The sequence below is a fragment of the Prevotella sp. P4-67 genome (assembly GCF_002251325.1).
GTDB lineage: Bacteria > Bacteroidota > Bacteroidia > Bacteroidales > Bacteroidaceae > Prevotella.
This window is the reverse complement of the sequence record NZ_NPJL01000063.1, coordinates 1-11689: the sequence shown is the minus strand read 5'-3', so window position 1 is coordinate 11689 and position 11689 is coordinate 1. Positions and strand designations below refer to the sequence as shown.

General features: G+C 56.6%; 10 protein-coding genes. 7 read left to right on the top strand and 3 right to left on the bottom strand.

Features of this window, described 5'->3' with window-relative positions; all coding sequences use genetic code 11:
- Positions 1-95: 95 nt before the first annotated feature.
- Both CIK92_RS14090 and CIK92_RS13500 read right to left on the bottom strand, forming a co-directional pair.
- Entirely contained in the window at positions 96-1271 is a 1176-nt protein-coding gene (locus CIK92_RS14090) for a helix-turn-helix domain-containing protein (protein WP_254046071.1), read from the bottom strand.
- A gap of 22 nt (positions 1272-1293) precedes the next feature.
- Positions 1294-1488, bottom strand: a complete 195-nt coding sequence (locus tag CIK92_RS13500) for a hypothetical protein (protein ID WP_144289412.1) — start codon at positions 1486-1488, stop codon at positions 1294-1296.
- A 91-nt stretch (positions 1489-1579) separates the two neighbouring features.
- On the opposite strand from CIK92_RS13500, the gene CIK92_RS10985 reads away from it, so the two are divergent.
- The gene (locus CIK92_RS10985) at positions 1580-2563 is read left to right on the top strand and encodes a hypothetical protein (protein ID WP_144289411.1); all 984 of its coding nucleotides are present in this window, start codon (positions 1580-1582) and stop codon (positions 2561-2563) included.
- 234 nt (positions 2564-2797) lie between these two features.
- On the opposite strand, the gene CIK92_RS10980 is transcribed toward CIK92_RS10985, so the two are convergent.
- Complete coding sequence (locus CIK92_RS10980; protein WP_094389103.1) at positions 2798-4336, bottom strand: bifunctional GNAT family N-acetyltransferase/carbon-nitrogen hydrolase family protein; 1539 nt, start codon at positions 4334-4336, stop codon at positions 2798-2800.
- Between the two features lie 175 nt (positions 4337-4511).
- On the opposite strand from CIK92_RS10980, the gene CIK92_RS10975 reads away from it, so the two are divergent.
- The 6 genes from CIK92_RS10975 (at position 4512) to leuB (ending at position 11688) form a co-directional block, all read left to right on the top strand.
- Positions 4512-6269: an alpha-L-rhamnosidase C-terminal domain-containing protein gene (locus CIK92_RS10975; RefSeq protein ID WP_094389102.1), complete on the top strand. Its 1758-nt coding sequence runs from the start codon at positions 4512-4514 to the stop codon at positions 6267-6269.
- Positions 6270-6320: 51 nt separating this feature from the next.
- Complete coding sequence (locus tag CIK92_RS10970; protein WP_094389101.1) at positions 6321-6695, top strand: hypothetical protein; 375 nt, start codon at positions 6321-6323, stop codon at positions 6693-6695.
- Between the two features lie 310 nt (positions 6696-7005).
- The gene (locus tag CIK92_RS10965; protein ID WP_094389100.1) at positions 7006-8511 is read left to right on the top strand and encodes a 2-isopropylmalate synthase; all 1506 of its coding nucleotides are present in this window, start codon (positions 7006-7008) and stop codon (positions 8509-8511) included.
- Between the two features lie 38 nt (positions 8512-8549).
- The gene (gene leuC, locus CIK92_RS10960; RefSeq protein WP_022311249.1) at positions 8550-9950 is read left to right on the top strand and encodes a 3-isopropylmalate dehydratase large subunit; all 1401 of its coding nucleotides are present in this window, start codon (positions 8550-8552) and stop codon (positions 9948-9950) included.
- A gap of 54 nt (positions 9951-10004) precedes the next feature.
- On the top strand, positions 10005-10613 hold the full coding sequence (leuD, locus tag CIK92_RS10955; RefSeq protein WP_094389117.1) for a 3-isopropylmalate dehydratase small subunit: 609 nt from the start codon (positions 10005-10007) through the stop codon (positions 10611-10613).
- A gap of 13 nt (positions 10614-10626) precedes the next feature.
- The gene (gene leuB, locus CIK92_RS10950) at positions 10627-11688 is read left to right on the top strand and encodes a 3-isopropylmalate dehydrogenase (RefSeq protein ID WP_094389099.1); all 1062 of its coding nucleotides are present in this window, start codon (positions 10627-10629) and stop codon (positions 11686-11688) included.
- Position 11689: the final 1 nt, after the last annotated feature.

The window sequence follows — 11689 nt, the reverse complement described above, 5'->3', positions numbered from 1 at the left end:
AACGTTCATATGTGTTTGTAAATTACAGATACACAAGACTGTTTATATTCGATAGGGGGTGGGGTATAGAAACCATTGGGCTGTCGGCTCTCGGCTTACTGCCGTTTCGACAGACCGTCGCGCCACGCCGTAGGGGTACATCCCTCCTTGGCTTTGAAGATGCGGTAGAGCTGGGTGCGCGCAGAGAAACCACACTCGGCAGAGATGGCGTCGTTGCTATAGTCAGGATATTCGCGCATCATATCCTTCGCCACCTGAAAACGTATTCCGCTAAGCCATACGCGGAAGGTGCTGTGCTGACACTGGTCAAAATACTGGGTGAGGTCCCTCTTAGAGATGCCCACGCTGCGCGAGAGGGTCAGCAGGTTGGCTGCGCTGTCCTTGTAGCCCATGTTGGCACACCAGTCGTCGAGCCGCTGCTGGATGAGGGTGCATCGCTCGGCAGAGAGCATAGCATGCCGGTCGTCGGCAATGGTCTCGCCCGCCACGGTCTTCTCCACAGCCACCGTCTGGGTCTTCTCCACAGCCACGGCGACAGCCTCTGGCTCAGCGTCTTTCTCCTCCTCGCTGTCCAAGAGTTCGTCGGTGGGCACATAGCTATTGCCGAGCGAGATGAAGTTGACGATGAAAAACAGGAAGGCCAACAGCCCCAGCGGGCCTATTATATATAATAAGGTGGTGGAAAGGATGGCTGCCGGTATGGCAAGCGCAGACACGCAGACGATGAAGACGCTGGCTCGCGAGTAGCGCACGTAGGGCATTATGTCAGAGGCTGCCATCGTCTCCAGCATGCGCCGGCGACGCAACATCTCGCGCAGGATGACACCCACGCAGTACACGTTGCCGATGACATAGAAGAAGAGCATGACGTAGAGCCACAGCCCGATGTGGAAGCTGCCCGCACGCCAATAGCCGATGCCGAAGACAGCCAGGATAATCAGGTAGATAGCCGAGCAAACCACCGTCATGCGGCGGCTGAACAGCTGTGTCGCCTCGACATTGTATATAGCCTTGGAAATCAGCATGAAGCACGGCGTGTAGACCAGCATGTTGACCACAGCCCCGAGGTCGTCGCCCGTGACCCTGATTTTCATCACCATCTGCAGCAGATAGTGTGCGCCCAATACCAGTAACGCCAGAAATAGCATCCACCGCGACCGCTCAAAACGACGGTTGCGCCAGTGCACATGCAGACTGCTGAGCCCGAGATAACCAGCGCTCATCAGCATGAAGACGAAGCAAGCGAACTGAAGTAGATATAGTTTGTCCATGTTACCTATGTAGTTAATTAAGTCATTCTTTATATGTCCCAACATGCAAAATTAGAAAAAACAACCCAAACAGCCATCGCAAATGACCATTTATTTTTAATGTTTTCGTCAAACTTGGCTCACGGGCGATACCTTGCTGCCGCGAGTTGATGACAAATACGAGTGTAATCGTTAAAATCGCCATAAAGGAACGCCCAAAAACAAATAACAGGCTCATTTCTATCGCAATTCAGTCCAAAATGATTACCTTTACATCCAAATACAAACCATCCAACCCTACCAATGGCAACTTTATAAGTTACAACACAATGAAACAATTACTATCCCTACTCCTTCTCATGACCCCGTGCATGATTACTGCCCAGGTGAAAGTAATCCCAAGTGACACTTTACCCTTGGAAAGAAAGCCTGTGTATCAGTATGACTCTACTGACATTTCTACCATCCACCCTGAAAAGTACATCGGGCAGAAGGTAATACTGTATCAGAACAAGGGAGTATTGCGGTATGGATGGGACAACAAAACCTATGATGCCCCATTGTTTACATATTTCGAGATAACCGGGTTCAAGGCACCACAGACTTTTCAAATGAAGAGATGTGACAATGGTGATGAATGTAGCTTTGATTTCTTCGGCAGTGGCGTCAAACCTGTTATGGCTGTTGGATATTATGAATCTATTGCCAAGGCAAGAGACAAGAGTCGATGGATAATAGAAGGCAAAGATGGAGTCTGGCAGATTATCGACACTTGGCTTGGTGAAGGAGGCATCCGACATAAACTCAAGATGGTCGGAGACACACTATCCATAAGCCTCCATACGCTATGGGGGCAAAAGAGCTATGCCCACTATGTAGACATGATGGACAGATATCGCAACAACGAATGGGTCGTAGACGAGAACAACAGCTATGGGTGGGTTGATACGATAAAAGTCATCAACGGTACCCCTTACCTGGTATTCAAGGACGGCCGAAACAAGACATATACATTTGATATGAGCAGAGCGCAAGGTCGTCATTACATCAGTATTGGTGACTTGCCATTCTTTACAAAATCAGATGGCGTCAAGTATGCTCACAAATACGGCATTACCCGATGGAAACAGATTCTTGGTGGTGACGTAAAGATAGGTTTTACCAAAGAGATGGTAGCATTATCAATAGGTTATCCCAACCAGTCGGCGTCAAAGACCAACGCCTACGATGACATGGACATTTGGGAGTACGGCACAGGATTGGAAACCATTGTATTCAAGAACGGCAAGGTTTGTGAGATATGGAACAAATAATGTAAGGGCAACTCATCGTTCGATGCCACGCCTTTCTGCACGCTCAACGCAGTGCTATTGGCAGCCCATACACACAACCAAGCCACCCCTCCACCGCCTACATCCCTTGCCAATGGGCGGCAGCGCATCCCTCTGGAATGGGAAACCGTCGAGAGCGGCATCGGCGGTAGCGCCCATGCAAAAGGGCACAGTCTCATGACCATGCCCTTTTCCATTATTCTTAAAGCGGTTATCCTACTTCTCCTTCTTCATACGCAGCTCGTAGAGGTCTTTGCGACGGTCGCGCAGATTGCGCACGCTGCCATAGGTATGCAGCTCGTTGAGCAGCGTCAGGTCACAGTCGGCCACCAGTATCTGCTCCGTGCCAGGCGTAGCCATGGCTCCCTTACCGTCGGTGGGGAAGGCAAAGTCGCAGGGGGTAAACACAGCCGACTGAGCATACTGGATGTCCATGTTGTGCACACGGGGCAGGTTGCCCACACTACCCGCAATGGCGACATAACACTCGTTCTCCACGGCGCGAGCCTGGGCACAGACCTTCACACGCGCATAGGCATTCTGCGTATCGGTGTTGAAGGGCACGAAGAGTATCTGCATGCCCTCCTCGGCCATGAGGCGCGAGAGTTCGGGGAACTCTACATCGTAGCAGATTAGGATGCCGATGCGGCCACAGTCGGTGTCAAAGGTCTTGACCTCGTCGCCACGGCTCAAGCCCCAGCTCTTCTGCTCGTCGGGGGTCACATGTATCTTCTCATACATGTCATACGAACCGTCACGGCGGCAGAGGAAGCCCACATTGTAGAGACCGCCGTCGGCCTTGACAAAGGGCATGCTGCCGGTGATGATGTTGATGTTGTAACTGATGGCCAACTCGACGAAGCGGTCGCGTATCTTCTCGGTATACTGCGCCAGTCCACGGATGGACTGCGCCTCGCCCATATCATTGAAGCGGGCCATAAGGGGTGCGTTGAAGTATTCAGGGAAGAGCACGAAGTCGCTCTTGTAGTCGCTCACCGAGTCGACGAAGAACTCCACCTGCTCGAAGAGGTCGTCCAGATCCTTGTAGGGACGCATCTGCCACTGCACCAGACCCAGTCTCACCGTAGGCCGTTTCTCCACATACGAGTCGGTGGCAGGCTGGTAGTAGATGTTGTCCCACTGGAGCAGCGTGGCACAGTGCTTGGACTCCTCGTCATTGGGCAGATAGTTGCGGATGACGCGACGCACATGGAAATCATTGGACAACTGGAACGTAAGCACCGGGTCGTAGATCTCGCGCGAACGTACCTTCTCGATATATTCCTTCGGGCGCATGGTGTCGGCATACTTGTAATAGTTGGGTATGCGACCGCCAAACATAATGGCCTTCAGATTGAGCTTCTCACAGAGTTCCTTGCGGTATTCATACATGCGGCGTCCGAGTCTCAACCCGCGATAGTCAGGATGGATAAACACCTCGATGCCGTAGAGGATGTTGCCTTGCGGGTTGTGGGTGTTGAAGGTCTCGTTGCCCGTCACCTTGGCATAGGTGTGGTCGCCCTTTACCATATTATAGTCTACGATAATCGAGAGGGCACAGCCTACAATCTTGTCGTCGACCACTATCACCACCTGACCCTCGGGGAAGATGGTAATGAGCGTCTTGATCTGCTCGTGGGTCCAGAAGACATCGTGGTCGGCATAGATGCGCTTGAACGATTTGGCCAGCTGGTCATAGTCTTCCATACGCAGGTTGCGCAGTTCCACTTTATTGATTTTGTGAGTCGTTTCCATAAAAACACTATTTACCTTGATGATATTAACGGTGCAAAAGTAGCAAAAAACCACCACATATATCGCAATTTCAATGGTTTTAACGCCCGTCGGGGTTATTTTTGGACGTTTATATTGGCTGTTAGTGGGTTTTTGCGTAACTTTGCATCCATCAACTACCACTAAGACCACCACTATGCATCGCATCGTTATCCTGCTATCCACCCTCTGCTGCGCCGTCACGCTGATGGCCCAGCCCGCTCTTCCCCCCGTTTTCGCCCAGACCGACGCCGCCCGCATGCGCGCCGACGCCATCACGCGTGTCTACCTCGCCCCGGTGAGGGTGATGCAGAGCCACGGCGCCACCCATCCCGAGGTGCTCACCCGCATCACCAACGGCCAGACCGAACTGGGACGCAACGGCATGTGCCTGCTCTCCAGCGCCGAGGGCGACACCGCCTCTATCACGCTCGACTATGGGCGCGAGCTCCACGGCGGACTCCGCCTCACCCTGGGCAGCAGCAGCCGTCCCGAGCCTTCGCTCGTGCGCATACGCTTCGGCGAGTCGGTGCAGGAGTGTATGAGCGACACCCGCAACACCAAGCCCTGCGTGGGCTATTCCACCGACGACCACGCCAAGCGCGACATTGTGGTCGAGATACCGCGCGACGGACAGATGGAGATAGGCAACACGGGCTTCCGATTTGTGCGCATCGACCTGCTGCGCACCGGCGTCACCGTAGCCGTCAAGGAGGCTGCCGCCATCTTCCGCTATCGCGACCTCCCCTACGTGGGTTCGTTCAGTTGCAGCGACAGCAGGCTCGACTCTATCTGGCTCACAGGAGCCTACACCGTACAGCTGTGCATGCAGGAGTTTCTCTGGGATGGCATCAAGCGCGACCGCCTGGTGTGGATAGGCGACATGCACCCTGAGGTGGCCACCATCAACGCCGTCTTCGGCTACTCCGACGTGGTGCCGAGGTCGCTCGACTTCGCCTGCAGTGAGTTCCAGCTGCCCCGCTGGCTCAACAACATTCCCGCCTATTCGCTCTGGTATCTCATCATACAGCACGACTGGTGGATGCACCATGCCGACAGAGCGCTGCTGGAGCGCCACCGCGACTATATCACCCAGCTCGTAGACCAGATAGACCTCACCGTCGACAGCGTGGGCCGCTTCCGTGCCAACGTCTTCCTCGACTGGCCGTCGAGTGCCGACAAGGCGGGCGTGCGCATAGGCGTCCAGGCGCTCACGGTGTGGAGCATGGATGCCGCAGCCAAGCTCTGCCGCATCTTGGGCGACTCGGCACGAGAGGACAAGTGCCGCGCCGTGGCCCGACGCATCAGCAGCCACATCGCCACCCCCAAGAAGCTGCGCCAGGCGGCTGCGCTCATGGTGATAGCGGGCTGCATGGACGCCGGCGACATGGCTGAGCGCTATATGCACGGCATCGACGGCTTCTCCACCTTCTATGGCTACTATATGCTCGAAGCCCTGGCGATGGCGGGCCGCTACGACGACGCGTTCGACGCCATCAGCCGATACTGGGGCGGCATGCTCGACCTCGGAGCCACCACCTTCTGGGAAGACTATGACCCGGCGTGGGGCAGCAATGCCAACCGCATCGACGAGATAGGCGACCCCGCGCGCAAGAATGTACATGGCGACTTCGGAGCCTACTGCTACCCGGGCTTCCGTGGCAGCCTGTGTCATGGCTGGGCTTCGGGCCCCACCGCCTGGCTGTCGCGCCACGTGCTGGGGTTTGAGGTAGTCCAGCCGGGATGCCGCACCCTGCGCATACGTCCGCATCTGGGTCATCTCGACTGGGCCGAGGGCTCCTACCCCACCCCCTATGGCGCCGTCAAGGTAAGGCACGAGCGCACCGCCGGCGGCCACATCAAGACCACCATCCTCGCCAAGCCGCGCGGCGTCAAGGTCATCACCGACAGATAAGCCCCCACCCCGCTGCCCACCACCGCGGCAACGCCCGAGACCAACTTTACAATGCCCGAGACTAACCTGGCAACTCCCGAGACTATCTTGGCAAGAGCCGAGACCAACTTTACAACGCCCGAGACTATCTTGGCAAAAGCCGAGACCACCCAGAAGCCTGGAGAGATGACATCAGCGCCGTCTCTCCAGGCTTCTGCTTTGTCCGAGTGCGTCTACATCCTGACGGCAAAGCACGAAATAGTGGTTTCGGGCTATGCAACGACGATTTCCTACCACGAAACCATCAAATCAAGCCACGAAACAAGATTATCCGTCATCGCGGGCATGATAGCATTGACTGCGCCGACTTTGGCGACTAAAGCGCTGTCTTTTACCATAAAGCCGACCACTGCAGCGTACGCCGCGAAAGTCACAGAAATGGTCTAAGAAGTCGCAAAGGATAACAATTTATAATTATTTTGATAAAAAAGACGCCGAATTGTTTGCTTTATTGATTTTATTCTTTAACTTTGCAATTGGTTAAACGTAATCCATTACACAGATGATGAATACTATTATTATTAGCAGCCTAATTATTCTACAGCCGACAGTTGTAGGTGAAGAGGCGTGCGTGGCAACATGATAATAATGCATCCATCGAGAGACAGAGCCTTTCCACTTACAAGTGAGAAAGGCTTTTTCATTTTCAGGACAACCCAAACCAACGGTAAAAGCAAGTATAAAAACAAGTAGAGTTATGAGCGAGAGATTATTTGTATTCGACACCACCCTGAGAGACGGCGAGCAGGTTCCCGGATGCCAGCTCAACACCGTCGAGAAGATACAGGTGGCGCGCCAGTTGGAGCAACTCGGCGTCGATGTCATTGAAGCAGGCTTCCCGGTATCAAGTCCCGGCGACTTCAACTCGGTGATAGAGATTTCAAAGGCAGTGACCTGGCCCACGATATGTGCGCTGACACGCGCCGTGGAGAAAGACATAGATGTGGCAGCCGACGCCCTGAGCTACGCCCGCCACAAGCGCATCCACACAGGTATAGGCACCAGCGACGAGCACATCCAGTACAAGTTCAACAGCAACCGCGAAGAGATACTGGAGCGTGCTGTGGCGGCGGTGAAGTATGCCAAGCGCTATGTAGAGGATGTGGAATTCTACGCCGAAGACGCCGGCCGCACCGACAATGAGTATCTCGCCCGCGTGGTCGAGGCTGTCATCAAGGCGGGAGCCACGGTGGTCAACATCCCCGACACCACCGGCTACTGTCTGCCCGAAGAGTATGGCCGCAAAATCAAGTATCTCATGGAGCACGTGGACCACATAGACCGCGCCATCATCTCTACACACTGCCACAACGACCTGGGCATGGCCACAGCCAACACCCTGAGCGGTGTGCAGAACGGCGCGCGCCAGGTCGAGGTGACCGTCAACGGCATAGGCGAACGCGCCGGCAACACAGCCCTCGAAGAGATAGCTATGATACTCAAGTGTCATCGCCAGATGGGCATCGAGACCAACATCAATACGCGCCGCATCAGCGCCACCAGCCGCATGGTGAGCAGTCTGATGAATATGCCCGTCCAGGCCAACAAGGCCATCGTGGGGCGCAACGCCTTTGCCCACTCCAGTGGCATCCACCAGGACGGAGTGCTCAAGAACGTGAGCACCTATGAGATCATGGACCCCAAGGATGTGGGCGTCGACGACACGTCGATAGTGCTCACCGCCCGCAGTGGCAGGGCTGCCCTCAAGCACCGTCTGAGCGTGCTGGGCATAGACTACGACGACCCCGGGAAGCTGGACAAGGTCTACGAGCGGTTCCTCCGTCTGGCCGACAAGAAGAAGGAGGTAACCGACGATGATGTGCTGATGCTCGCCGGTGCCGACCGCAAGGACTCCCACGCCATCAAGCTCGACTTCCTGCAGGTTACCACCGGCATGGGCGTGAGAAGCGTCGCCAGCATAGGCATCGACATCTCCGGACAGAAGTTTGAGGAAGCCTCGACCGGCAACGGCCCCGTAGACGCTGCCATCAAGGCGCTCAAGAAGATAATACTCAAGCAGATGACGCTGCGCGAGTTTACCATCCAGGCCATCAACAAGGGCAGCGACGATGTGGGCAAGGTACACATGCAGGTAGAGCACGACGGACATCTCTACTACGGCTTCGGAGCCAACACCGACATCGTCACCGCTTCGGTCGACGCCTATATAGACTGCATCAACAAGTTCAAGACCGCTGGCTGACAGTAGCCAGAGCACCACCTTTCAATACAGAGAATACAATGAACACGCTATTTGACAAAATCTGGGACAGCCACGTGGTACAGCAGATCGCCGACGGCCCCACCCAACTGTATATCGACAGACTCTACTGTCACGAGGTCACCTCGCCGCAGGCTTTCGACAGCCTCCGCCGACGGGGACTGCAGTGCTTCCGTCCCGGACAAATCTACTGCATGCCCGACCACAACATCCCCACCCACGACCAGGACAAGCCGATAGCCGACCCTGTATCGCGGACTCAGGTGGAGACCCTCGAGCGAAATGCGGCTGAGTTTGGGCTGCCCTACTACGGTGTGATGCACCCCGACAATGGCATCATCCATGTGGTGGGTCCCGAGAAGGGGCTCTCGCTGCCCGGTATGACCATCGTGTGTGGCGACTCCCACACCAGCACCCATGGCGCCATGGGTGCGGTGGCTTTCGGCATCGGCACGAGCGAGGTCGAGATGGTCATGGCTTCGCAGTGTGTGCTCCAGCAGAAGCCCAAGACCATGCGCATCACCATCGACGGCTGTCTGGGCAAGGGCGTCACCGCCAAGGACATGGCGCTCTATCTCATGAGCCAGCTCACCACCTCGGGAGCCACGGGCTACTTCGTCGAATACGCCGGCGAGGCGGTGCGCAGACTGTCGATGGAGGGCAGGCTGACGCTCTGCAACCTGTCTATCGAGATGGGGGCGCGCGGCGGAATAGTCGCCCCCGACGAGGTGACTATGGCGTATGTCAAGGGGCGCGACTTCGCTCCCACGGGCGACGCCTGGGACAGGGCTGTGGCTTACTGGCAGACGCTCAAGAGCGACGACGACGCCGTCTTCGACCGCGAATACCGCTTCGACGCCGCCTGCATAGAGCCGCGCATCACCTATGGCACCAACCCGGGTATGGGTATCGCCGTCACGGGCCACATCCCCAACCTGGAGAGCATCGAGAGCGAGGGCCGGGCATCGTTTGCCAAGGCGCTGCGATACATGGGGTTCGCGCCGGGCGAACGGCTGCTGGGTCACAAGATAGACTATGTCTTCCTCGGAGCCTGCACCAACGGCAGAGTGGAAGACTTCCGCGCCTTCGCCTCAATCGTCAAGGGCCGCAAGCGTCACCCCGATGTGGTGGCGTGGCTGGTGCCTGGCTCGTGGCGCGTGATGAGAGAGATAGAGGCCGAGGGCATCGACGTGACGCTGCGCGAGGCGGGCTTCGAGATACGCCAGCCGGGGTGCTCGGCTTGTCTCGCCATGAACGACGACCGCGTGGGCGAAGGCAAATACGCCGTCTCGACCAGCAACCGCAACTTTGAGGGTCGGCAAGGACGCGGAGCACGCACGATACTGGCAAGTCCGCTGGTAGCGGCTGCGGCTGCCATCACCGGCACGATAGCCGACCCGCGAGAGCTGATGACCGTGTGAGTGCATATAATATAATAAGGTGTAAAGACCATAATGAATAAAGACGACAAGGAGATGAAACAGAAATTCAATGTCATTACCAGCACGTGCGTACCCATCGAACTCGAAAATATAGATACCGACCAGATTGTGCCGGCGCGCTATCTGAAAGCCACCACGCGCGAGGGCTTCGGCAAGTTGCTCTTCCGCGACTGGCGCTACCACGAAGATGGCACCGAGGTCAAGGACTTTGTGCTCAACGACCCCAAGTACAAGGGCGAGATACTCGTGGCGGGCAAGAACTTCGGTTCGGGCTCGAGCCGGGAGCACGCGGCGTGGGCCATAGCCGACTACGGGTTCAGGGTGGTCATCAGCAGCTTCTTTGCCGATATCCACAAAAACAACGAACTCAACAACTTTGTGCTGCCGGTCGTCGTGAGTGATGGCTTCCTCAGTCACCTCTTCGCCGCGATACGCTCCGACGCCGACACGATGGTAAGAGTGGACGTGGTAAACCAGTCGGTGACCAACCTCGCCACGGGCGAGCAGGAGCACTTTGAACTCAACGGCTACAAGAAGTTCTGCCTGATGAACGGGCTCGACGATATAGACTTCCTCGTGGCTAACCGCGACAAGGTGGCTGCCTACGAGGCCAGCAGAAAGCAACAGAACAAGGACAACTAAAATCACAAGCGATATGAAACTCAACATAGCAGTATTGGCGGGCGACGGCATAGGGCCCGAGATTATGCAACAGGGAGTGGCAGTGGTCAAGGCCGTGGCAGAGAGGTTTGCCCACGACGTCAGCTTCACCCCCGCGCTCTGCGGAGCCGCCGCCATAGACCGGGTGGGCACCCCCTTCCCCGAAGAGACCTTCACCACGTGCATGAACGCCGACGCGGTGCTCTTCGCCGCCGTGGGCGACCCCAAGTTCGACAACGACCCTACCGCACGGGTACGCCCGGAGCAGGGGCTGCTCGCCATGCGCAAGCGGCTGGGACTCTTTGCCAACATACGGCCCGTGCAGACTTTCACAGGGCTCATCCACAAGTCGCCATTGAAGGACGAGATAGTGAGCGGGGCAGACTTCGTGTGCATACGCGAGCTCACGGGCGGCATGTACTTCGGCGAGAAATATCAGGACGATGACAAGGCTTACGACACCAATTACTACACGCGCGAGGAGGTGGAGCGCATACTCAGGGTGGCCTACGACTACGCCATGAAGCGCCGCCGCCATCTCACCGTAGTAGACAAGGCCAACGTGCTGGCGTCGAGCCGACTCTGGCGACAGGTCGCCAAGGAGATGGAGGGCCTCTACCCCGAGGTCAAGACCGACTACATGTTTGTAGACAACGCCTCGATGCGCATGCTCGTAGAGCCCACCTTCTTCGACGTGATGGTCACCGAGAATACCTTTGGCGACATACTCACCGACGAGGGCAGCTGCATATCGGGAAGCATGGGTCTGCTGCCGTCGGCGTCGACCGGGCTCCACACACCGGTATTCGAGCCGGTACACGGGTCATGGCCCCAGGCGGCGGGGAAAGACATAGCCAACCCCGTGGCACAGATACTGTCGGCAGCGATGATGATGGAACACTTCGGACTGGCTGCCGAGGGCGCACTGATACGCCGCGCCGTCGACGCCGCCCTCGATGCCCACGTGCGCACGCCCGACATTCAGGTCGAGGGTGGCCAGCACTACGGCACCCGCGAGGTGGGCGCATGGATAGCGGGCTATATCGCCACCCACTGAC

Excerpts from the sequence above, each read along its gene's own strand:
- CIK92_RS14090 (WP_254046071.1), bottom strand. The coding sequence starts at position 1,271 with ATGGACAAACTATATCTACTTCAGTTCGCTTGCTTCGTCTTCATGCTG.
- CIK92_RS13500 (WP_144289412.1), bottom strand. The coding sequence starts at position 1,488 with ATGAGCCTGTTATTTGTTTTTGGGCGTTCCTTTATGGCGATTTTAACG.
- CIK92_RS10985 (WP_144289411.1), top strand. The coding sequence starts at position 1,580 with ATGAAACAATTACTATCCCTACTCCTTCTCATGACCCCGTGCATGATT.
- CIK92_RS10980 (WP_094389103.1), bottom strand. The coding sequence starts at position 4,336 with ATGGAAACGACTCACAAAATCAATAAAGTGGAACTGCGCAACCTGCGT.
- CIK92_RS10975 (WP_094389102.1), top strand. The coding sequence starts at position 4,512 with ATGCATCGCATCGTTATCCTGCTATCCACCCTCTGCTGCGCCGTCACG.
- CIK92_RS10970 (WP_094389101.1), top strand. The coding sequence starts at position 6,321 with ATGCCCGAGACTAACCTGGCAACTCCCGAGACTATCTTGGCAAGAGCC.
- CIK92_RS10965 (WP_094389100.1), top strand. The coding sequence starts at position 7,006 with ATGAGCGAGAGATTATTTGTATTCGACACCACCCTGAGAGACGGCGAG.
- leuC (WP_022311249.1), top strand. The coding sequence starts at position 8,550 with ATGAACACGCTATTTGACAAAATCTGGGACAGCCACGTGGTACAGCAG.
- leuD (WP_094389117.1), top strand. The coding sequence starts at position 10,005 with ATGAAACAGAAATTCAATGTCATTACCAGCACGTGCGTACCCATCGAA.
- leuB (WP_094389099.1), top strand. The coding sequence starts at position 10,627 with ATGAAACTCAACATAGCAGTATTGGCGGGCGACGGCATAGGGCCCGAG.